We start from the raw sequence: 23,082 nt of genomic DNA on the forward strand, positions 1-23,082 counted from the left end.
AGGTTCTTGATCAGCTGCCGGACGCCGCGCGGTCGATGAACAGGCTGCCTTTGGTGACGATCTGCTCGCCGGGCTTCAGATTTCCGGTGACCTCGACGAGGTTGCCATTGACGAGGCCGATCTTGATCTGGCGCAGCTCGACCGATTTGTCCTCACGCGCGACCCAGACACGAACCTTGTCGGCTTCGTAGATCAGGGCCTGTTTCGGCACCGCCGGTGCGGCGCGGTCGCCGGCCGAATAGATCGTGACGTTGGCGAACATCTCCGGCTTGAGCAATCCGTCCTTGTTGTCGATGGTGGCGCGGACCAGCAGACGGCGGGTGTTGGGGTCGATCGCGGCGGCGACGTAGTTGATCTTCGCGGTGAGCGGACGGCCCGGCAGCGCCATCACGTTGACGGTGATGTCCTGCCCGACGCACACGGCGGCGGCATCGCTCTCGCGTACGAAGGCTGTGAGCCAGACGGAGGAGAGGTCCCCGATCACGAAGACCGGATCGCTGGCGCCGGAACTGACGTACTGACCGGGGCCGACCTTGCGTTGCACCACCGTGCCGGCAATCGGCGAATAGATCGTGACCTCCCGATTGATCACGCCCTTGTCCTGGAACGCCTTGATGGTCTCGTCGGTGAAGCCGAGGATGCGCAACTTGTTGCGCGCGGCTTCCAGCGCAGTCTCGGAGGAGCGCATATCGTTGCGCGCCTGAACCTGCGTCGCTTCCGCCTGCTGATAGTCCTTCAGCGGAATGGCATGGCCTTCATAGAGATCCTTGGCACGCTTGAACTGGATGTCGGAGAGCTCGAGCGCCGACTTCGCCTTGTTCTGCGAGGTCATCGCTGCGATAAAATCGTTCTGGGCCTGCACCGTGTCGGCGGCTTCGATCGTGAATAGCGGTTGCCCCTGCTTCAGCGTCTCACCCGGTTTCGCCAGCAGCTTGGTGACGCGGCCGGCATAGGGCGAGAACACCGGGGTCGAACGGTCCTCATCGACGGCGACCTTGCCTTCGGTGACGTATTCGGCGCGGAAGGCGCGAGCCTTGACCGGCTCGATCGTCAGCGTCGCCCATTCGGACGACGTCGGCGTGAACGTCTGCGCATTCCTGCGTGACTGGCTGGAGATTTCGGAGTGCTTCTTTTCCTTGGACCCCAAAGCGAGGAAGCCGTAGGCACCGGCGCCGGCGAGAGCTAGTAAAACTACGGACGTGATCAGCCGCTGTCTAAACAGCTGCAGTCGCTGGGTATTTTCAACCACCATGGAGCCCGGCCGTGTCTGCGACGATCTCGGCAGATGTCTGCCTTGTCGGTTGCGCTAATAGTGCCGAACTGGAATTTCAGACAACCTAAAAAACGCCGGCGCCTTTCGGTTTGCGTAAAAAATATCGCGACATGTCAGCTTCATGTCAGCTTCGCGCAGGCCAATGCGCCGGATGAGAGCCGAGCGGCATCGCCGGACGAGACCATTGCGCCGGTGTCGTCGACAGCAGCGCCGAATGGCGCACCGCCTTGAACATGCCGAATCCGGATGGCATGCTCTCGATGAACGCGGCATATACGGCCTCGCCCGCAAGATCCGGGGTATTCAGTCCGCCATCGAGCCGGCCGAGATTCCATAGCCAGCGTCCGGTCTGCGCCAGCGACACACGTACGTGCCAACTGCCGCCGTCGCGGGCCTGGCGCATCTTGGCCATCATCGCACCGAACGCCATCAGATAGCCGGTGGCGTGGTCGAGCATCTGCGCCGGCAATTCCTTGGGAGCATCGAGGCCGGCGGCCTGGCCTTCGGCGTGATTGAATCCGGTCGTGGTCTGTACCAGGGAATCGAAGCCACGGCGCTCGGCCCAGGGCCCGGCATGGCCATAGGCCGACAGCGTCACATAGACGATGCCCGGATTGATCTTCGCTGCATCCTCCGGCGAAAAGCCGAGCGCGGCAAGCGCACCCGGGCGATAGCCTTGCGAGAAGATGTCGGCGTCCTCCAGCAGTTCGCGCAATTGCGCCCTGCCCGTGTCGGTCTTCAGCTCGATGAAGGTGGTGAGCTTGCCGCGGCCGGTATCGATGGTGAGCCAGTCGATGGCGGGCAGCGCCGGCCCCGACACCAGCAGCACATCAGCACCGTGCGCGGCGAGCGTGCGGCCGGCGACGGGGCCTGCGATGACGCGGGAGAGATCGAGCACGCGAAGGCCCGAGAGCGGACGATCGTTGCTCGAGGATTCTTCCGAGGATCCTTCTGACGATCCTTGGGGCCACGGCTTCGGCGGGGCTTCGCCGATCTTCTCGATCGAGATCAGCGGCAATCGCGCGAGCGCGCGCGCCTGCGGCAGTGCAGACCATTCGTCGTGGCTCCGCATCAGCGCAACCACGCCGCCCGCCGCGTAAGCTGCCGTCTCGAAGTCCTCGCCCCTCCATTGCATCAGCGCAGCCTGCACCTTGTCGCGCGCCGGCTCGCAACCGAGCACCTCGCAGACGGCCTTGCGATGATGCGGGAAATTGGTGTGGCAGCGAACGAAGCGGCCATCGCCGGTGCTGTAGACGCCGGCAATCGCGTCCCAGGCCGGCGGCGGCGGCTTGTCGTCGACACGCAGATAGCGCTCGGAGCGGCATTCGGCGACGGCGTGGCGCATGTCGACGGAGACATCTTGCATCTGCCCGCTGCGCAGCCGCCAGATCTCGGCCGCGGCGAGGCCGGCGGCGGCGATCGTGGCTTGGCCGGCGACGGCCACGCGAAATGAAGAGGAATCTGCGGCTCCTCGCCGGTCAGCCGCACGCGTTCGAGCGCGGCCGGATCGCCGCCGACCGAGGTCCAGATATCCTTGAGGATATCGGCGGGGCTTTGCATGGCTACTTCTCTCCCTTACCCTTTTTGCGACCATCCATCAGCACATAAGGGAATGCAATGGCCGCCATCGATCCCCTCATCGCAGGTGCCGTGTTCATCGCGACGGCGGCCACCGACGCCGTCTACGTCATGTTCACCTCGGCCGTGATCGCGCGCAAGCGCATTCCAGCGGCGAACTGGAGCGCGGTCTGGTACCTGCTCTCCTCTTATGCCGTGATCAGCTACACCGAAAACGCATTCTACGTCGCCTTCGCGGCAATCGGCTCCTGGACCGGCGCCTATGCGTCGCTGACCTTCCTGCACCGCCCGCCCGGCGGCCCGCCGGTGGGAGCGGCGCCGGAGTGAGGTGGGCCCGGCCTCTCCCCACGTCATTGCGAGCGCAGCGGTGCAATCCAGGAGCTTTCCGCGGCTGCAATTTGGATTGCTTCGTCGCAAGAGCTCCTCGCAATGACGACGGAGAGACTTCTGAAGCACTCTTGAAACAGCTACAGTCGCACGACCAACAAACAAGGAGTTCAACAATGGATCTCGGTCTCAAGGGAAAGAACGCCATCGTGCTCGGCGGCACGCGCGGTATCGGGCGGGCGATTGCGGCGACGCTCGCCGGTGAAGGCGCCAATGTCGCGGTGTGCGCACGCAATGCGGAGCAGGTTGCGGCCACCGTCGCCGAACTGAAGGCGAGCGGCGTCAAAGCCAGCGGCGGCCCGGTCGACGTCACCGACGGCGCGGCGTTGAAATCGTGGATCGAAGGCGCGGCAAAGGAGCTCGGCGGCATCGACCTGCTGTTCGCCAATGCCGGCGCGATGGCGCAGGGCCACGACGCCGCGTCGTGGGAGCAGAATTTCCGGCTCGACGTTCTCGGCGCCGTGCACGCCTTCGACGCCGCGCGGCCGTTTCTCGAAGCCAGCGGCGAGAGAAGCGGCGATGCCGCCGTCGTCATCATCTCCTCGATCTCGGCGGCGCAGGCCGACACGGCCAGCTCCTACGGTCCGATCAAGGCGGCGCTGATCCACATGGCCAAGGGCCTGGCGCGGCAATACGCCAAGAAGAAGATCCGCGTGAATGTGGTGTCGCCGGGCACCGTCTATTTCAAGGGCGGCGTCTGGGAGATGATCGAGAAGAACATGCCCGAGCGTTTCAACGACGCGATGAAGCGCAACCCGACCGGCCGCATGGCAACGCCGCAGGACATCGCGAGCGCCGCGGTGTTTCTGGCGAGCCCGGTGTCGGGGTTCACGACGGGATCCAATCTCGTCGTGGACGGCGCGATCTCGAACCGGGTGAATTTTTAGAAGGGCGCGGCATCATCCGCGAAGAACTCGTAGGGTGGGCAAAGCGAAGCGTGCCCACGACTTTGCGACGAACCGCAGAAGGTGGTGGGCACGGCGCAAGTGCGCGCCTTTGCCCACCCTACGACAGTCGCGCACGACGACAGCTCGCGGTTCACGATCCTCAATGAAAATCCCGCGACGGCGGCAGGATGCGGACGTTGCGGGGGTGACGGATCTTTTGCGCCGGCATGTCCGTGAGCGCGCGAGGGTCTTCGTTGAGCGGCTCGACCAATGTGGCGCCTGCCGGCACCGCATGCTGGCGGCTCAAAGCGTCGTTGGCGAGGCCGACCAGATCGTGCGAGCGGTCGATCATGCGCTGGGCGATGAGATGCGTCACCTTTTCGGGGCTGCTCTGGATATAGCCCTGGACCTCGATGAGCCGCGCGCCCATGACTTCCTTCCGGTATTGCTCCATGATCTTGGGCCAGACCACGACATTGGCGATGCCGGTTTCGTCCTCCAGCGTCATGAACACGACGCCGCTGGCGCTGCCCGGACGTTGCCGCACCAGCACCACGCCGGCGCAGCGGACGCGGCGCCGCTCGTTCTCATGATTGATCTCCTTGCAGGCGACGATCCGCTCACGCGTAAACATCTCGCGCAAGAACTCCATCGGATGGCCCTTCAGCGACAGCCGGATGGTCTGGTAGTCCGCGACCACCTGCTCGGCGCGCGGCATTAGCGGCAGCGGCCTTGCGCCTTCGTCCGGCTGCTCGCGCGCGGTCGCCGCCTCGAACAGCGGCAGCGGCACGTCGTCGGGCAGCCGCCGCACCTGCCATAGCGCCTCGCGGCGGTCGAGCCCGAGCGAGCGGAACGCGTCGGCATCCGCCAGCAGGATCAGCGCGCGCTTGGGCAGGCCGGTGTCGCGGGCGAAGTCCTCGAGCGAGGTGAATGGACGGCGGGTGCGGGCGGCAATGATGCGGTCGGCCCAGTCTCGTGATTTCTCCGCATTGTCATTCCGGGACACGCGAAGCGTGAACTCTGGTGCGCAATTGCGCCTCAGAGAATCTCGAGATTCCGGGTCTGGTGCTAACGCACCATCCCGGAATGACAGCTGAGAGCGCTTCAGCCTCTCCTCATCCTCGTCCAGCCAGTGGAAGCCGTCGATCTGGCGGAAGCCAAGACGGACGGCACAATATTTGCCGCTCCCCTCCTCCAGCGTGTTTTGCGCAAAGCTGTAGGACACGTCGATGTCGCGGACCTCGACGCCGTTCTTGCGGGCATCGCCGACGATTTGCGCCGGGGCATAAAACCCCATCGGCTGCGAGTTCAGCAGGCCGCAGCAGAACGCATCCGGGTGATAATGCTTCAGCCACGACGAGATGTAGACGAGCTGCGCAAAGCTCGCGGCGTGGCTTTCCGGGAAGCCGTAGGAGCCGAACCCCTTGATCTGGTCGAAGCAGCTTCTGGCGAAGTTGGGATCGTAGCCGCGCGCCACCATGTTGCCGATCAGCTTTTCCTCGTATTGGCCGATGGTGCCGACATTGCGGAAGGTCGCCATCGAGCGGCGCAGGCCATTGGCTTCCTCGGAGCTGAAATGTGCCGCTTCGATCGCAATCCGCATCGCCTGCTCCTGGAACAGGGGCACGCCGAGCGTCTTGTGCAGCACCTTGTAGAGCTCGTCCCTGTCGCCATGCTCCGGCGACGGCGAGGGATAGCTCACCTTCTCCAGCCCGTTCCGCCGCCGCAAGTAAGGATGCACCATGTCGCCCTGGATCGGTCCGGGGCGCACGATCGCGACTTCGATGACGAGATCGTAGAAGGTCCGCGGCTTCAGGCGCGGCAGCATGTTCATCTGGGCACGGCTCTCGACCTGGAACACGCCGAGCGACTCCCCGGCACACAGCATGTCGTAAACCCTGGGGTCGTCCTGAGGAACGCTCGCCAGCACGAAACGCTCGCCCTTGTGCTGCTCGATCAGATCGAAGCACTTCCTGATGCAGGTCAGCATGCCCAGCGCCAGCACGTCGACCTTCATCATGCTGAGCGCATCGACGTCGTCCTTGTCCCATTCGATGAAGGTGCGGTCGTCCATCGCGGCGTTGCCGATCGGCACATAGGTGTCGAGCCGGTCCTGGGTCAGCACATAGCCGCCGACATGCTGGGACAGATGGCGCGGGAATTCGATCAGCTCGGTTGCGAGCTCGACCGCGAGGTTGATCATGGGATTTTGCGGATCGAGTCCGGCCTGCCGGACCTGCATCTCGTTGAGGCCCTTGCCCCAGCTGCCCCAGACGGTGTCGGCGAGCGCGGCGGTGACGTCCTCGGTCAGGCCCAGCGCCTTGCCGACGTCGCGAATGGCACTGCGCGGACGATAATGGATCACGGTCGCGATGATCGCGGCACGGTGGCGACCGTAGCGGCGATAGACATATTGCATCACCTCCTCGCGCCGCGAATGCTCGAAATCGACGTCGATGTCGGGCGGCTCCAGCCGCTCCTTGGAGATGAAGCGTTCGAACAACAGATCGACCTTGGTCGGATCGACCGAGGTGATGCCGAGCACGTAGCACACGGCCGAATTCGCCGCCGATCCCCGCCCCTGGCACAGGATGTTCTGGCTGCGCGCGTAATGCACGATGTCATGCACGGTGAGGAAGTAATGCGCGTATTTCAGCTCGGCGATCAGCGCGAGCTCCTTGTTGAGCGTCGCCCGCAGCTTGTCGTCGATCTTGCCGTCGAAATACTTCTCGACACCCGCCCAGGTCAGATCCTCCAGATGCCCCTGTGCGGTCTTGCCCGGCGGCACCGGCTCGTCAGGATATTGGTATTTGAGCTGATCGAGTGAAAACTCGATGGCGTCCGCAAACCGCATGGTCTCCGCGATCGCATCGGGGAAATCGCGGAACAGACGCGCCATCTCGCGCGGTGTCTTCAAGAACCGCTCGGCATTGGCTTCCAGCTTCCGCCCCACAGCCTCGATCGTGGTCTTTTCCCGGATACAGGTCAGCACATCCTGCAGCGGACGGCGGCCGGGATCGTGATAGAGCACCTCGTTGGTCGCGAGCAGCGGCACCTTTGCCTTCATAGCGAGATCATCGAGCCGCGCCAGCCGGCGCCGGTCGTCGCCGCGATAGACCAGGCTCGCCGCCAGCCACACGCCTTCGGCGCGGCCCGCTCTCAGCTGCGCCAGAACGTCCAGCGCCTGGGCCGGGTCGAAGCGATGCGGCAGCGTCACGATCAGGAGCTGGCCTTCGGAAAATTCCAGCAGATCGGCGAGGCTGAGATGGCACTCGCCTTTCTCGATCCGCGTGATGTCGTCGCCGCGCTTGCCCCGGGTCAGGAGCTGGCACAGCCGGCCATAGGCGGCGCGGTCGCGCGGATAGACCAAGATGTCGGGCGTGCCATCGATGAAGACGATGCGCGCACCGATCAGCAGCTTCGGCTTGTGCAGCACCTTGTCATTGTCGAGCTCCTTGTAGGCCCGCACCACGCCGGCCAGCGTGTTGTGATCGGCGATGCCGATCGCGGGAATGCCGAGCGCGCTGGCCTGATGCACATAGGCGCGCGGATCCGAGCCGCCGCGCAGGAAGGAGAAATTGGTGGTGATGCCGATCTCGGCATAAGCGGGCATATTCATGCGAAGAGACCGTGCACATACCAGCCGGGCGAGGCGGGCTTGCCGTCGCCGTCGAACACTTCCCCCCTCGTAAAGACCGTCGCGAAAGATCCAGAAGCGCAGGCCCTCGGCATCCTCGATGCGAAAATAATCCCGGGTCAGCTGCTTGCCGTCCTGCCGCCACCATTCCATCGCGATGCGCTCGGGCCCCTCCACCCGCACCACGGCATGCAGCGCGCGGCGCCAGGTGAATTGATGCGGCGGACCATCCGGCACGGCCGCGAACGGCACCTTGATCGGCTCCGGCTTGTCGAACAGCCTTAAGGGACGCAGCGGCGGCTCGCTCTCGATCCGCGCCGGCCATTCGGCCTGCATGGCGGCAGCAAGATGATGCTGCGCCGGGGCGGCCATCACTGCACATTCGGGAATATGGGTATCCTCAGGCAGGTGCACGACGACGCGTTTTCCGCCGATGCGCGCGGCGATGCGGTCGATCAGCCCGGCGAGCTCGTCATTGTCGTGGACATGGGCGTCGAGATCGCGCTGCTCCTGCACCACGATCTCGGTGCGGCTCGCCGACAGACGCACCATGTCGAAGCCGAAGCCGGGATCGAGCGGATCGGCGAGCGCATCGAGACGCTCGCGGAACAGGCGGTCGATTACTGCGCTTTTCGTCACGGGACGTCCGGTCTCGACCATGATCGCGCGCACCACGCCGTCGGTGCGGAAGAAGGCGGCCTCCAGCCGGCGCGCGCGCTTTGCCCTGCTTCTCCATCGAGGCGATCAGCGTGTCGGCCAGCCGCGACAACGTCATCGCAATCATGGTGTCGGTCGCGATCGGCTCGGCGAAACGCTTCTCGACGATGTAGTCGGGCAGCGGCTTGCGCGGGCTGATCGGCGCATCGCCCTGCCCCAGCGCATGCGCGAGCAGCGTGGAGAACCGGGCGCCGAACCGCGCCGTGATCTCGCTTCGTGTGCGCGCGGCGACGTCGCCGATGGTCTTCAGGCCGGCGCGGCGCAGGCCGGTGGTGATGGCCTCGCCCGCACCGAGCGCGGACACCGGAAATGCACGGATCGCTGCCGCCTCGCCGCCATCGGCAACGATGCTGCTAGATGCCTGCCGCGTCAGCGTACGCGCGCAGACCGACGTGCCGGCGATCGCCGCACCGACGGCAAAGCCCTGCCGGCCGAGCGCACGAACCAGCGTCGCGAGCAGCGCAGCCTCGCCGCCGAACAGATGCGCGCAGCCGGTGATGTCGAGGAACAGCCCGTGCGGGGGATCGAGCGCCACCAGCGGCGTGAAGCGGTCGCACCAATCGGCGATATCGCTGAGCGTCTTCGCATCGGCCGCGACATCGGCGTCGAACACTTTTAAGTCCGGACACATCGCCCGTGCATTGGCCAAGGGTTGGCCGATGTACAGGCCGAGGCGCTCGGCGGCCTCGTCCAGCGCATGGATCACCAGCGCATTGTTGTCCTTGATGACGACGATGCTCGGATGCGCGGATTTACCCAGCCCGGCGATCCCAAGGAACCGCTGAATCCGGTCGATGGGCAGGCGCGGCAGCCACAGGCTGAGAATACGTCGACGGCTCGCTGAACTGGCACTCATCACAATTCCATTCCATGATCCACCGGCCGCAGGGGCCATGACGATTGCGCAAGAGCTCGGCATCGAAGCGCGGCGCGCCCCAAACGCTCCACACAGGTCCCGGCGGCGAATGCGCCGCGCGCAGCATCCATCGTGTCTCCGCGGTCGACGGCAAAGGTTGCGCGGCCATGCGCAGCATCAGGCCGGTGACGCCGGAGCCTTGCGCGGCCAGCGTCAGCTTGCGGCTCGCCACCAGATCGAACTGCCTGGTCTCGCCCCAGAGCTCGAGCACGACGGCGCCCAGCGCGTCGCAGGCGAGCGCATCGGCCGAGGTGCGCAGCGCGCTCTCGACATCGGCGGCGCGGACCATCACCACGCGGCGCGGATCGAGGCCGAGCTCTTTGAGCCCGCTCATCGACAGCGCGCCGGTTTCCATTTCCGAAAAATCCTGCCGCACCCACAGCAGCGGCTTGCGTGCCGCCACGCGCCCCGCAAGTCCCATGACAAAACCCGTTGCGGCCACGCCCTGGCGCCCCTCGCAAAACACCTCGTGGATCGCCGCACGCGCGAGCCCGCCCTTCAGCGCGGCATCGATCCCGCTGTGGCCGAGCGCCACCCGATCGTGCTGATGCACGATCTCCGCCGTCTCGATGCGCTCGATCTGGCCGCGCAAGATCGCAAGCGCGCTTCCACGTGCGCCGCTCATGCTCGCCGCTCCTTCAGAGATTGATGCCGTGGTCTTCAAAAGAAGAACCAGCAGCTGGCTCATTTGTTCATGATATGTTCTAATATAAAGCTAACGGCGCGCGGAGAGTCAATCGAATTGGCGCTCCGTCGGATTCATCAGCGGAATCAACGGGATTCAGTCATGGACGTACAACGTAAGCTGGAGATCCTGGCCGATGCCGCCAAGTACGACGCGTCCTGCGCCTCCAGCGGCACCGAAAAGCGGGATTCCAGCGACGGCAAGGGCATGGGCTCGACCGCGCCCGGCATGGGCATCTGCCATTCCTATGCGCCGGACGGACGCTGCATCTCCCTGCTCAAGGTGCTGCTGACCAACGCCTGCAATTACGATTGCCTCTATTGCGTCAACCGCGCCTCCTCGAACGTGCCGCGCGCCCGCTTCACCATCGAGGAGGTGGTCAAGCTGACGCTCGACTTCTACCGGCGCAATTACATCGAGGGCCTGTTCCTCTCCTCCGGCATCATCCGCAGCCCTGACTACACCATGGAGCAAGTGGTGAGTGTCGCGCGAAAGCTGCGGGAGGAGCATCACTTCCGCGGCTACATCCATCTGAAGACCATTCCGGAAGCCGACGACGCCCTGATCGCAGAAGCCGGCAAATATGCCGACCGTCTCTCCATCAACATCGAGATGCCCCAGGAAGCCAGCATGCAGCAATTCGCGCCCGAGAAAGACGTGCGCGCGATCCGCCGCACCATGGGCCGGCTGCGGCTGAAGCTGGACGAGGCCGAGGAAGGCCGGAGCGCGAAGGCCAAGCCGCAGCGCTTCGCGCCGGCCGGCCAAAGCACGCAGATGATCGTCGGTGCCGACGGCGCCTCCGACCACACCATTCTCCACACCAGCGCCAATCTCTACGGCGCCTACCGGCTGCGGCGCGTCTATTATTCCGCCTTCAGCCCGATCCCCGACGCCAGCCGCGCCTTGCCATTGGTGCAGCCGCCGCTGCTGCGCGAGCACAGGCTCTACCAGGCCGACTGGCTGATGCGGTTCTACGGCTTCGATGTCGGCGAGATCGTCGACGACAGCGCGATGCTGCCGCTCGAGATCGATCCAAAGCTCGCCTGGGCGCTGCGCCACCGCGACCGCTTTCCGCTCGACGTCAACCGTGCCAGCCGTGAGGAGCTGCTGCGCGTGCCGGGCTTCGGCACCAAGGCGGTCGAACGCATCATCGCGGCACGGCGCACCACCACGATCCGCCTCGCCGATCTCGCGCGGCTGCATGTGCCCCGCAACAAGGCGATGCCGTTCATCGTCCTCAGCGATCACCGGCCGTCGTCACACCGTCTCGACGACGCGCGGCTGATCGAACGGTTCAAACCGAAGGCAACGCAACTGGGGTTTGGCTTCTGATGCAATACATCATTCTCGACACCGAAACCGATTTCGACGGCTGGCGCAAAGCCGCACGTCACCTCGTGCTTCGTCACGTGCAGCCGGCCGATGTCACCTGGACCGTGCAAGGCGGCGAAGCCGAGCTGTTCGCCCCGCCCGCGCCATCACCGATCCTCGAGGTGAATGACGGCACCTTCAACGTGTCGGGCAAATTCATCGAGCTCGCCAAAGCAGCGATCCTGCACCGCGATCCCGAGCGCTTTGCCATCCTCTATCGGCTGCTGTTTCGGCTGAAGGACAATCACGATCTCATCGAGGTTGCGACTGATCCTGACGTTGCGCAAGTCACCGCCATGGCGAGAGCGGTGCATCGCGACGAGCACAAGATGCATGCCTTCGTGCGCTTCCGCGAGATCGGCAGGGAACGCGAGGCGCATTACGTCGCCTGGTTCGAGCCGGAGCATCACATCGTCGAGCTCGCCGCGCCTTTCTTCGCAAAACGCTTTGCCGACATGCCCTGGTCGATCCTGACCCCCGACCTCTGCGCGCATTGGAATGGCCATTCGCTTTCATTCACGCCGGGCGTCAGCAAGAGCGAGGCGCCGGGCGAAGACCGGCTCGAGGAAACCTGGCGCCGTTACTATGCCAGCATCTTCAATCCGGCCCGGCTCAAGGTGAAGGTGATGCAGGCCGAGATGCCGAAGAAATACTGGAGGAACCTGCCCGAGGCTTCGATCATTAAGCCCCTGATCGAGGACGCCGAGCGCATGACCGGTGCTATGATCGCCAATGCCGCAACCGATCCGCACAAGCCCCAGAAGCGGCCGGAGGCTCCGATGAAACGCAAACCCGCTGCCGACGATCTCGAAGCGCTCCGCGAGGAAGCCGCGCATTGCCGCGCCTGCCATCTCTACAAGGACGCGACCCAGACCGTGTTCGGCGAAGGCCCGAAGTCCGCCAACATCATGCTGGTCGGCGAGCAGCCTGGCGACAAGGAAGACCTCGCCGGCCATCCCTTCGTCGGCCCGGCCGGCCAGATGCTGGACCGCGCGCTGGAGGAGGCCGGCGTCGACCGCAAGAAGGTCTATGTCACCAACGCGGTCAAGCACTTCAAATTCGTGCCGCGCGGAAAGATCCGCCTGCACCAGAAGCCGAATACGCCGGAGATCCGCGCCTGCCGGCAATGGTACGAGCGCGAAGTTGCGGCGATCCAGCCCGATCTGATCGTGGCGATGGGCGCGACCGCCGCGCAAACCGTGTTCGGCAAGATCACTCCCATCGGCAAGAACCGCGGCCGCCTCATCGAGCTTCCCGAGGGACGAAAAGCGCTGGTGACGGTGCATCCGTCCTATCTGCTGCGGTTGCCCGATCCGGAAGCCAAGGCGCTGGAATATCGGCGCTTTGTCGAGGACCTGAGGATCGCCGCGAGCTTGCAGAAGAAGGCGGCGCGTGCCGCCTGATGTCCCGGCCCTTTGCATTCCAGGCTGTCATTCCGGGGCAGTCCGCAGGACCGAACCCGGAATCTCGAGATTCCCCGGTGCGCAATTGCGCACCTGAGGTCTGGTCCTTCGGACCATCCCGGAAAGACGACGGAGCGTTACGACGCCGCCAGCTGTTCCTCGACCAGCTTCACCCAATAGGACGTGCCGTAGACGATCGCCTCGTCGTTGAAATTGTAGGCCGGATGATGCAGGCCGGCGCTGTCGCCGTTGCCGCAGAAGATGAAGGCGCCGGGCCGCGCTTCCAGCATGTAGGCGAAATCCTCGCCGCCCATCAGCGGCGGCATCTCGTGCACATTGGCGTCGCCCGCAACCTGCTTGGCGATGCGCCGCGCCACCTCGGTCTGGGCGGCGTGGTTGTTCACGACCGGATAGTTGCGCTTGTAATGCAGGTCGATCTTGGCGCCGGTGATCTGCGCCACGCCAGCCACGACCTCGTGCACGCGCTTCTCGACCAGCTTGCGCACCTCGGGCGAGAGCGTGCGGATGGTGCCCCGCAGAGTCGCTGTCTGCGGAATGACGTTGCGGGCGTTGCCGGCGTGGAATTCGCAGATCGAGATCACGGCCGATTCCAGGGGATCGACGCTGCGCGCGACGATCGTTTGCAGGGCGGTGATCACCTGCGCGCCAACCAGCACGGAATCGATGCACTTGTGCGGACGCGCGGCGTGGCCGCCGAGACCCTCGATCATGATGTCGACCTCGTCGGTCGCTGCCATGATCGGGCCAGGCCGGATCGCGAACGAGCCGACCGGGATGCCCGGGCCGTTGTGCATGCCGTAGACCTGCTCGATGCCGAAGCGTTCCATCAGGCCGTCCTTGACCATGGCCGCGCCGCCGGCGCCGCCCTCCTCCGCCGGCTGGAAGATCACTACGGCATCGCCGGCGAAATTGCGGGTCTCGGTGAGGTATCGGGCTGCCCCGAGCAGCATCGCGGTGTGACCGTCATGGCCGCAGGCGTGCATCTTGCCCGGAATCTTGGAGGCGTAAGGCAGGTTGGTCTGCTCGTCGACGGGCAGCGCGTCCATGTCGGCACGCATGCCGATCACCTTGAGACCTTCGCCGGCCGGCTTGCTGCCCTTGATGACGCCGACCACGCCGGTCTGGCCGAGGCCGGTCACGACCTCATCGCAGCCGAACTCGCGCAGCCGGTCCGCCACGAATGCTGCGGTGCGATGAACGTCGTACAGCAGCTCGGGATGCTGGTGGATGTCCCGGCGCCAGGCCTGAATGTCGGATTGGAGGTCGGCGACGCGGTTGACGATGGGCATGGAGGTCTCGAGCGTTGTTGAAATGCAGGACTGTCTACCATGCAAGCGTCAGTCCAGCTAACTCCCGCAGATCGAGGGTAGCCCTGTCCTCTCGTCATGGCCGGGCTAGCGGCGAGCTCGTCTCCAACTTGTCTTGAGCTTGTCTTGGCCATCCACGTCCGACTATTAGGACAGAAAGCGCGTGGATGTCCGGGACCAGCCCTGGCGTGACGCCTGTTTGGGTGGAAGCAGAATGCCAAGGCGGCTCGAAGGTGAGTTTGACTACATTGTCGTCGGGGCCGGCACCGCCGGCTGCATCGTCGCCAACCGGCTCTCGGCCGAGCCCAAGAACCGCGTCCTCATCCTCGAAGCCGGCGGCGACGACAACTGGATCTGGTTCCATATCCCGGTCGGCTATCTCTTCGCGATCGGCAATCCGCGCTCGGACTGGATGTTCAAGACCGAGGCCGAGCCCGGGCTGAACGGCCGCTCGCTCGCCTATCCCCGCGGCAAGGTGATCGGCGGCTGCTCGGCGATCAACGCCATGATCTCGATGCGCGGACAGGCTGCCGATTACGATCACTGGCGCCAGCTCGGCATGACCGGCTGGGGCTACGACGACGTGCTGCCGCTGTTCAGGAAGCTCGAAGATCACTTCCTGGGCGCGAGCGAGCATCACGGCGCCGGCGGCGGCTGGCGCATCGAAGCACCGCGGCTGTCATGGGACATTCTCGATGCGGTCGGCGACGCCGCCGAGGAGATGGGCATCAAGCGCATCCCGGATTTCAACACCGGCGACAACGAAGGCACCAGCTATTTCCACGTCAACCAGAAGCGCGGCCGGCGCTGGTCCTCGGCGCGCGGCTTTCTCAAGCCGGCCTTGAGGCGGACGAACCTTCGGCCTCGAGAAGCACGTGCTGGTCGACCGCCTGATCATCGAGCAGGGCCACGCCGTCGGCGTGCGCTTCATCCAGAACGGCGAGATGATCGAGGCGCGCGCGAAACGCGAGGTGATCCTCTCGGCCGGCTCGATCGGCTCGGTGCAGGTGCTGCATCGCTCCGGCATCGGGCCCGCCGACTGGCTGTCGCCGCTCGGCATCGACATCGTCATGGATAGGCCGGGTGTGGGTCGCAATCTTCAGGATCACCTGCAGCAGCGTGCGATCTACAAGGTCGAGGGCGTGCGCACGCTGAACGAGACCTACTACAATCTGTTCCGCCGCGGGCTGATGGGCCTCGACTACGCCTTCCGCCGCCGCGGTCCCCTGACCATGGCGCCCTCGCAGCTCGGTATCTTCACGCGCTCCGATGCGACGCGCGCCCGCGCCAACATCCAGTTCCACGTGCAGCCGCTGTCGCTCGACAAGTTCGGCGATCCCCTGCACCGCTTCCCCGCGATCACGGTGAGCGCGTGCAATCTCCAGCCGACCTCGCGCGGCACCGTGCGGTTGCGCTCGGCGAGCCCGGACGAGAAGCCGATCATCGCGCCGAATTACCTGTCGACCGACGACGACCGGCAGGTCGCCGCCGACGCCATTCGCACCACGCGACGCCTGATGCAGCAGAAAGCGCTGGCCAAATATCGCCCGAGCGAATATTTGCCGGGCCCCACCGTCGGCGACGACGACGCCTCCCTCGCGAAAGCCGCCGGCGACATCGGCACGACCATCTTCCACCCCGTCGGCACGGCGAAGATGGGCGCGGTCAGCGATCCCATGGCGGTCGTCGACGAGCGCCTGCGCTTCTACGGACTCGCAGGCTTGCGCATCGTCGATGCCTCGATCATGCCGACCATCACCTCCGGCAACACCAACACGCCGACGGCGATGATCGCGGAGAAGGGCTCTGCGATGATTTTGGAGGATGCGAAGTAGCGTCCCGGCATCATGATCAATCCACAGAGCTTTTCCATCGGCCCGGCAGGTGCAGAGATCGTCCTGTTGCAATGGGGCGAGCGCGGCAAGCCGCCCGCTCTCCTCGTGCACGGCACCGGCTTCGTCGCCGCCGTCTGGGACGAGGTCGCGTGCGAGCTTGCATCGACCTACACCGTTTATGCGCTGGACCGTCGCGGCCATGGTGCCAGCCACAAGCCCGGGGCCTATCATTTCCTCGATTATGCCGATGACATCCGCCAGGTGATGGATGCACTCGAGCTGCGCAACGTCTACGGCATCGGCCACAGCGCGGGCGCGACCGATCTTCTGCTCGCGGCGAGACTGCTGCCGGGACGTTTCGCGCGCCTGTTCGTGATGGAGCCGACCATCATGGACCCCCGCGTAGCCCGTTCGGGGGGACTGAACGACGAATCCGTCGTCCGCCTGCAAGGCACGCTGCGCCGGCGCGCCGAATTCGAGAGCGCCGACGCCGTGTTCGAGCGCTACCGAGCGGCGCCACCGTTTGCCGATTGGACCGAGACCTCGCTCCGCGCCTATGTGCGCCACGGCTTCGCGCCGCTCGATGATGGCCGCGTTCGACTCTGCTGCACGCCCGAGATCGAGTCCGCAATCCTGCATCCGATCTACGAAGCGATGGAGCAGGTTTACGTGGGCGATGCCCGCGGCAATCCGTTTGGCTTACTCGCCGAGATCGACTGCCCGGTGCGCGTCACGACCGCTGCGAAGTCGGGACCGATCTACTGGGAGATGGCGCGGCGCGCGCTGTCGCTGATTCCGCGGGCCAGCACGCAGGTCTTCGAGGACGCCGGACATTGCGTGGCTCAGGAAGTGCCGGCGGCCGTGGCCGCAGCCGTGCGCGAGTTCGCGAAATAGGTCGCGTACCGGTGCCGGAGGCGGCCTGAGCAATCGGTCTTAAGCCGACCTTCTCACCGCGTTGTCCACCAGCGTCTTGCCGAGCGACCAGATCGCGCCGGGGACCTTGTGGCTGCCGGCGATGACGTCGTCGAACGACTTTTCGATCCAGCTGCAGTCTTCCTCGGTGATGGTGAGCGGCGGCAGCAGCTTGATGGTGTGGCTGCCGTGACCGGCGACCTGCGTGAGGATCTTGTGGTCCTTGAACAGCGGCACGGTGATGAGCTGGCAGAACAGGCCCTTGTTGGCTGTCTCCAGCACGTTCCATGAGGCGCGCAGGCGCAGCGACTTCGGCGGACCGAACTCGACGCCGATCATCAGGCCCTTGCCGCGCACTTCCTTCATCAGCTCGTAGCCGGGCACCATGCGCGTCAGCGCGAGGCGCAGCTCGGCGCCGCGCTTGGCGGCGGATTCGATCAGCTTCTCGGATTCCATGACATCGAGCGTGGCGATACCGGCGGCCATCGCGAGGTCGTTCTTGGAGAAGGTGGACCCGTGCACCACGGCGCGGTCCATCTGGTTGAAGATCTTGTCGAAGATGGCCTTGCGCGTCAGCACCGCGCCGACCGGGACGTGGCCGCCCGACAGCGATTTCGACAGCAGCACCATGTCGGGTTCGACGTTCCAGTGCTCGACCGCGAGGAAGCGGCCGGTGCGGCCCATGCCGGTCTGGATCTCGTCCGCGACGAACAGCGTGCCGTATTTCTTGCAGAGCGCCGCCGCGCCGGGCAGGAACTCGTCGGTGGGCATGTTGACGCCCTTGCCCTGGATCGGCTCGACGACGAAAGCCGCGACCTCGCGCGAGGCCAGCGCCTTTTCCAGCGCCGCCAGGTCGTTGAACGGGATCGAGGTGCAGCCCGGCAGCAGCGGCTCGAAGCCGTTGCGGAAATTGGAATCGCCGGTGAGCGACAGCGCGCCATAGGTCAGGCCGTGATAGCCATGGGCGCAATAGACGATGCCGGGACGCCCCGTCGCGCCACGCGCAAATTTGATCGCGGCTTCAACGCATTCGGCGCCGGAATTGGCGAAGAACGCCTTGTCGAGATAGGGCACGTATTTCAGCAGCCGCTCGGCCAGCACGCCGGCGAGCGTCGAGACGTCGAACTGGACGAGGTTGGGCAGGTCGGCATCGAGCACGCTCTTGAGCGCCTCGCGCATCACCGGATGATTGCGCCCGATCGCAAACACGCCAAAGCCGGACAACAGGTCGAGATAGCGGGCGCCGTCGCGATCGTAGAGATACTGCCCCTGCCCCTTCTGGAAGCCGACATCGTAGCCGATGGTCTTGAGGACCCGGACGAACTGCTCGTTCAGATACCGGTTATGCAGGGTGCTGCGCTGGGCCTGACGGTCCGCGAATAGCTGAGACATGTCTGGATTTGGGCTGTGCATCCGCTACATACTTCGATTGGAGGCCGTCTCGTCAACTGAAAACGGACCGCTGCTGAAAACGGTCTGTGCGGCCTTTTGCCCTTTTTCGGACCATCTTCGCAAGCACAGCTTTTAGATCATGTTGCACTGCCAAGGAACCATCATGCGTTTAGCCCTTTACACCGGACTAATACTGGCTGGCGGTTACACCTGCCTGACACCCGCGCTCGCCGCCGATCCCACCGGCGACTGGCGGGTCGCCGACGGCGTCGCCAACATTCGTGTCGCCCAATGCAATGGCAGCATGTGGGGCGCCGTGGCCTGGGAAAAGAAGCCCGGCGGGCGCGACGAGAACAATCCGGATGTCTCGAAAAAGAACAGGCCGACGCTGGGCATGGTGACGCTGATCGACATGAAGAAGAAGGCCGGCGCCGACCAGTGGGAGGGACAGGTCTACAACGCCCAGGACGGCCAGATCTACAGCGCGACCATCACGCCGACGGGGACCGACCAGCTCGAAATCAAGGGCTGCGTGATGGGCTTCCTGTGCGGAGGCGAGACCTGGACCCGGGTTGGCCCGCCGATCCCCTTGAGCACCGCCAATGCCATGGCCAAGGGCGCGCCGAAGGCCACCGGCGCGGCGCCGAAAGCCGCAGGTACGACGGTTGCCGCCGCACCTGCGCCTGCGGCCCCGAAGCCCGCCGGCGCAGCCAAACCCGGTCAGAAGAGCGCCACCGATCCGGTCGGCGACATCTGCCTACTCCCTGAGATTGCGGGGTTTGCCCATTAGGGCCGGCTGGAACAGCAGCACGGCCGCGAGCGTCGTCACCAGCGACAGGGCCAGCAGCTTGCCCATGCTGGACGTGCCGGGATGGCTCGACAGCCACAGGCTGCCGAACGCGGTCGCCGTCGTCAGCGCGCTGAAGAAGATCGCGCGCGTCAGGCTGGTCTGGAGCAGGTTGGTCCTGCCCGAGCGCCACGCCACGACATAATAGATCTTGAAGGCGACGCCGACGCCGAGCAGCAGCGGAAACGCGACGATGTTGGCGAAGTTGAGCGGCAGGCCGATCAACACGCAGATCTCGAGCGTCACCGCGCCAGCAACCAGGAGCGGCACCAGCGTCATCAGCACGTCGACGAAGCGGCGCAGCGTGATCCACAGCAAGAGGCCGATCACCAGCAGCGCATAGATGCCGGCATGGATGAACGCCCGCACCACGGTGTCGCCGGATTTCAGGATCGAGACCGGCCCGCCGATCGCGGTCGGCTCGGCAACGAGCACCGCCGCCGCAAATTTGCGCAGCGTGTCGTTGTCGTTGGGATCGCCCTTGGGCAGCGCCTCGACGCGGATGACGCCGTCCTTGCTTTTCCAGGCACTGACGAGGTCGGGCGGTAGCGATTTCAGGGTGACGGGCTCGGCCTGCATCGCGTTCTTGAGCTGGTCGAACACGATCTTCATCGGCGTGACGAACACGTCCTGTGCCTTGTTGCGCGTGGCCTCGTCGCCATTGGCGAGCTTCTCGAGCGCGTCCGCTAGACGGCGCGAGGCGACCGCCCCCGGTCCCTTGGCGTCGCCCGCGGTCCGGCGCAGATTGTCGACGGAGGATTTCAGCGCCTCGACGTTCTCCTGGTCCGACGGCGCCGCATCGATCTGATCGGGGTTGAGCGCGGGGTTCAGCACCTTGGCGCCCTGCGCGAGCAGCTTCAGCTTCGGCGGCTGGTCCTGCGGCACGAAACTGTCGAGCGACATCACCCGCAGCACCTCGGGCACCTTTTCCAGCTTCGCCTCGACCTGCCGTGCCTGCTCCTCCGACGTCGTCATCACGTTGATGGCATTGGCGCCGGTGTTGGGGTCCTTGCGCAGATCGAGGAAGGTCGCGATCGATTCGGCCTTCGGATTGCGCAGGTTCATCGGGTTGAAGTCGAACTTCATGAAGTAGAGCAGCGGCAGGCCGCCGAGCGCCAGCAGCAATGTGCCGCCGACGATCAGCACGCGGTGCTTCTCCAGGAAGTGGTCGAGCGGCGCCAGGAAGGCGTAGCCGACCGGCTCTTTCTCGCCCGGCGGGTTCAGCAGCTTCAGCATGGCCGGCAGAACCGTGATCGACGAGATGAACGCCACCAGCATGCCGACGCCGGCGATCTGGCCGAGCTCCGCGATGCCCTTGTAGTCGGTCGGCATGAAGCAGAGGAAGCCGGCGGCGGTCGCCATCGCCGCGAGCGACAGCGGCACCGCCGAGCGCTTGGCCGCCAGCACCAGCGCGCCGGTAAGATCATTGTGCTTGTAACGCTCCGAGCGGTAGCGGACGCTGTACTGGATGCCGAAATCGACGCCGAGGCCGACGAACAGCACCGCGAACGCGATCGACAGCAGATTGAACGATCCGACCATCATCAGGCCGGCCGCGGTCGTGAGCGCAAGGCCGACGAACAGATTGACGAACACGGCGAAGATGATCTTCGACGAATGCAGCGCGAGCCAGAGGATGACCAGCACGACGAGAACCGTGCCGACGCCGTTGATGACGGCACCCTCCTGGACGGTGGCGTATTCCTCGTTGGCGATCGGGACCGGGCCGGTCAGCCGCACCCGCGCCTGATACTTGGCCGGAAAATCCAGATCCGCAGCGGCCTTGCGGATCGCATCGGTGGCATCCTTGCCGGGCTCCAATGCGTTGTAGTCGAGGATCGGCTTGAACTCGATGAAGGCGCGCTTGTCGCTATCCTTCAGCGGCTCGTCGCTGACGAGCTCGCGCCAGGAGAAGCTGGCATTGCCCTTGTTGAGCACGGTCTCGACCGTCTGCGCGATCAGGTTGAAGGGCCGCTCGGTATTGTCGAGCTTGACCTGGCCGCGCTTGACGCCCGCAAGTCCGGTCTCCAGCGCGCCGGTCAGGCCGCGGATCGAGGGATCGCCGGCCATGATCTCGATCAGGGGCGCGGCGGCCTCGAACTGGCCGGTGATCTTGCCGACCTCTTCGGTCGGCAGGAACAACAGGCCATTCTTCTCGAAGAACTCGCCGCCGCCGAGCTGCTGCATCGACTGGAAGTTGGTCTTGTCGCCCTTCAGCCTGGCATAGAGCGCGTCTGACGCTGCGCGCGCCATCTCGGGCGTTCGGGCTTCGACCACAGCCAGGATCAGCTCATTCTGATCGAACGCCTTGTCGAATTGCTGGTCACGTTTGCGCCAGTCGAGGTTTTGAGAAATCAGCGAATTGATGTCGGTGTTGATGGCGAAGTGCCGGGACGCGTAATAGCCCGCGCCCACCGACAGCAGGAGCCCGACAATGACGACGAGGGAGGCAAACCGGGTGCAGGTCCTGACGATGGCAACGACGACGCTTTGCAGCACTTCTTTTCTTTCTGCGGTTAACAGCTTGCCGGAAACGCCCGCTGTTTATCGGAGTTCCCAGGCGAAACCTATTGCTGTTTTGGGTGGTTCTCGCCGCAACGAGGTTCGAAGTAAACGGCGGGAGACCGGGCAAAATCATGCGGGGGCAGCCGGTATAGCCGGGGAGTTGAGGCGGGAAAGTGACGAAAGACTGGGCACTCGCGACGCGCGTGGCACTTGGGGAGGCCTACGTATTATAATACCTCTATCGGGACCCGGGCGGGGGCTGAAGGTTTCATTTGACCTTTCCTTGTTGCCGATTTTTTGACACAAGACTTGCGCCTCCATGCGCCGGAGCCCCGATGGGGGTGGGCGGCTACCGCGTGTGCGAACCAATGGTGCGGATATTGCAACTCATTGGTCAGTATCGGCATGCCGCCGGGGACTTTGAAGCGGATTGGTGCAACTTGCGTGATGGGCAACCCATGGAAGTTTATCTGGCGCAGCCGCGAGGCTTCTGCGCGGGCGTGGTGCGTGCGATCGAGATCGTGGAACGGGCGCTGGAGAAGTACGGCCCGCCCGTCTACGTGCGCCACGAGATCGTGCACAACAAACACGTCGTCGAGAGCCTGAAGAACAAGGGGCAATCTTCGTCGAGGAGCTGTCCGAGGTCCCGCCGAAGTCGGTCACGGTCTTCAGCGCCCACGGCGTCGCCCGCAGCGTCGAGGAAGAGGCCGCCGCGCGCGACCTCCCGGTGCTCAACGCCACCTGCCCCCTGGTCACGAAAGTTCACAATCAGGGGAAGCGCTACATCACAAAGGGCCGCACGCTGATCCTGATCGGCCATGCCGGGCACCCCGAGGTCGAGGGCACGATGGGCCAGGTTCCCGCCCCCGTGCTGCTTGTTCAAAGCGTTCAAGAGGTTAAGGCCCTGACGCTGCCGGCGGATACGCCAGTGGCCTACATCACCCAGACCACCCTGTCGGTCGACGACACCAAGGACATCATTGCGGCCCTTCAGGCCCGCTTTACAGATATTCAAGGTCCGGATATCCGGGATATCTGCTATGCGACACAGAACCGCCAATCTGCGGTAAGGGACTTGAGCAAGCTGGTCGACGTGATCTTGGTGGTGGGCGCCGCCAACAGCTCGAACTCGAACCGGCTTCGCGAAATCGGCACCGAGGCCGGCGTCGCGAGTTATCTGATTGCCGACGGCAGCGAGCTCGATCCGGAGTGGCTGAAGAATGCGAGGACCGTGGGCATCACGGCCGGCGCTTCGGCGCCCGAGGTACTCGTGGATGACGTCATCGAAGCGATGCGGCGGATTGGACCGGTGAAGGTCCAGGTGTTGCCGGGCCGCGAGGAAAACATCGAATTCCGGCTTCCGGCCCAACTGGCCGCGAGCTGACCCACCCGAATTCAAAAGCCCAGAA

Annotated in this window: 12 protein-coding genes and 4 pseudogenes; 8 read left to right on the forward strand and 8 right to left on the reverse strand. The window is 64.8% G+C overall.

Features of this window, described 5'->3' with window-relative positions:
* Positions 1–10: 10 nt before the first annotated feature.
* Positions 11–1,252 carry an efflux RND transporter periplasmic adaptor subunit gene (locus tag ACETMP_RS12655; protein ID WP_375161183.1) on the reverse strand — a complete coding sequence of 414 codons (1,242 nt, stop codon included), beginning with the start codon at positions 1,250–1,252 and terminating at the stop codon, positions 11–13.
* A 145-nt stretch (positions 1,253–1,397) separates the two neighbouring features.
* Positions 1,398–2,833 (reverse strand): annotated as a pseudogene (locus ACETMP_RS12660) (CoA transferase).
* Positions 2,834–2,890: 57 nt separating this feature from the next.
* Between ACETMP_RS12660 and ACETMP_RS12665 the strand changes: the two are divergent.
* Complete coding sequence (locus ACETMP_RS12665; RefSeq protein ID WP_257177478.1) at positions 2,891–3,178, forward strand: hypothetical protein; 288 nt, start codon at positions 2,891–2,893, stop codon at positions 3,176–3,178.
* Between the two features lie 176 nt (positions 3,179–3,354).
* On the forward strand, positions 3,355–4,125 hold the full coding sequence (locus ACETMP_RS12670; protein ID WP_375161184.1) for an SDR family NAD(P)-dependent oxidoreductase: 771 nt from the start codon (positions 3,355–3,357) through the stop codon (positions 4,123–4,125).
* 160 nt (positions 4,126–4,285) lie between these two features.
* Here ACETMP_RS12670 and ACETMP_RS12675 read toward each other — a convergent pair whose 3' ends face one another.
* The 3 genes and pseudogenes from ACETMP_RS12675 to ACETMP_RS12685 form a co-directional block, all read right to left on the reverse strand.
* Positions 4,286–7,744, reverse strand: coding sequence for an error-prone DNA polymerase (locus ACETMP_RS12675; RefSeq protein WP_375161185.1), 3,459 nt, complete (start codon positions 7,742–7,744; stop codon positions 4,286–4,288).
* Positions 7,741–9,335, reverse strand: a pseudogene (locus ACETMP_RS12680) (DNA polymerase Y family protein). The gene ACETMP_RS12675 and the pseudogene ACETMP_RS12680 overlap by 4 nt, the downstream one beginning before the upstream one ends.
* Positions 9,232–10,020, reverse strand: a complete 789-nt coding sequence (locus ACETMP_RS12685) for an ImuA family protein (protein ID WP_375161186.1) — start codon at positions 10,018–10,020, stop codon at positions 9,232–9,234. Before ACETMP_RS12685 ends, ACETMP_RS12680 begins: the two are co-directional and overlap by 104 nt.
* A gap of 162 nt (positions 10,021–10,182) precedes the next feature.
* Here ACETMP_RS12685 and ACETMP_RS12690 point away from each other — a divergent pair, with 162 nt between their 5' ends.
* Together ACETMP_RS12690 and ACETMP_RS12695 are read left to right on the forward strand one after the other, a co-directional pair.
* Positions 10,183–11,412: a putative DNA modification/repair radical SAM protein gene (locus ACETMP_RS12690; RefSeq protein WP_375161187.1), complete on the forward strand. Its 1,230-nt coding sequence runs from the start codon at positions 10,183–10,185 to the stop codon at positions 11,410–11,412.
* Complete coding sequence (locus tag ACETMP_RS12695; protein WP_375161188.1) at positions 11,412–12,854, forward strand: UdgX family uracil-DNA binding protein; 1,443 nt, start codon at positions 11,412–11,414, stop codon at positions 12,852–12,854. The genes ACETMP_RS12690 and ACETMP_RS12695 overlap by 1 nt, the downstream gene beginning before the upstream one ends.
* Positions 12,855–12,991: 137 nt before the next feature.
* Here the strand turns inward: ACETMP_RS12695 and ACETMP_RS12700 are convergent, their stop codons facing one another.
* Positions 12,992–14,164 (reverse strand): M20 aminoacylase family protein, encoded by a 1,173-nt coding sequence (locus tag ACETMP_RS12700; RefSeq protein WP_375161189.1) that lies wholly within the window; start codon positions 14,162–14,164, stop codon positions 12,992–12,994.
* A gap of 232 nt (positions 14,165–14,396) precedes the next feature.
* On the opposite strand from ACETMP_RS12700, the pseudogene ACETMP_RS12705 reads away from it, so the two are divergent.
* Both ACETMP_RS12705 and ACETMP_RS12710 read left to right on the forward strand, forming a co-directional pair.
* A pseudogene (locus ACETMP_RS12705) lies at positions 14,397–16,017 on the forward strand (GMC family oxidoreductase).
* A gap of 12 nt (positions 16,018–16,029) precedes the next feature.
* A complete protein-coding gene (locus ACETMP_RS12710; protein WP_375161190.1) occupies positions 16,030–16,911 on the forward strand; it encodes an alpha/beta fold hydrolase in 882 nt (293 codons plus the stop codon).
* Between the two features lie 39 nt (positions 16,912–16,950).
* Here the strand turns inward: ACETMP_RS12710 and hpnO are convergent, their stop codons facing one another.
* Complete coding sequence (gene hpnO, locus ACETMP_RS12715) at positions 16,951–18,342, reverse strand: aminobacteriohopanetriol synthase HpnO (protein ID WP_375161191.1); 1,392 nt, start codon at positions 18,340–18,342, stop codon at positions 16,951–16,953.
* A gap of 142 nt (positions 18,343–18,484) precedes the next feature.
* On the opposite strand from hpnO, the gene ACETMP_RS12720 reads away from it, so the two are divergent.
* Positions 18,485–19,111 carry a DUF2147 domain-containing protein gene (locus ACETMP_RS12720; protein WP_375161192.1) on the forward strand — a complete coding sequence of 209 codons (627 nt, stop codon included), beginning with the start codon at positions 18,485–18,487 and terminating at the stop codon, positions 19,109–19,111.
* On the opposite strand, the gene ACETMP_RS12725 is transcribed toward ACETMP_RS12720, so the two are convergent.
* Complete coding sequence (locus tag ACETMP_RS12725) at positions 19,079–21,667, reverse strand: MMPL family transporter (protein ID WP_375161193.1); 2,589 nt, start codon at positions 21,665–21,667, stop codon at positions 19,079–19,081. The two genes, ACETMP_RS12720 and ACETMP_RS12725, sit on opposite strands and share 33 nt — an antisense overlap.
* Positions 21,668–22,131: 464 nt before the next feature.
* On the opposite strand from ACETMP_RS12725, the pseudogene ispH reads away from it, so the two are divergent.
* A pseudogene (gene ispH, locus ACETMP_RS12730) lies at positions 22,132–23,057 on the forward strand (4-hydroxy-3-methylbut-2-enyl diphosphate reductase).
* Positions 23,058–23,082: the final 25 nt, after the last annotated feature.

The organism is Bradyrhizobium dasycarpum (assembly GCF_042019905.1).
In the GTDB taxonomy this organism is placed as follows: Bacteria; Pseudomonadota; Alphaproteobacteria; order Rhizobiales; family Xanthobacteraceae; genus Bradyrhizobium; species Bradyrhizobium japonicum_B.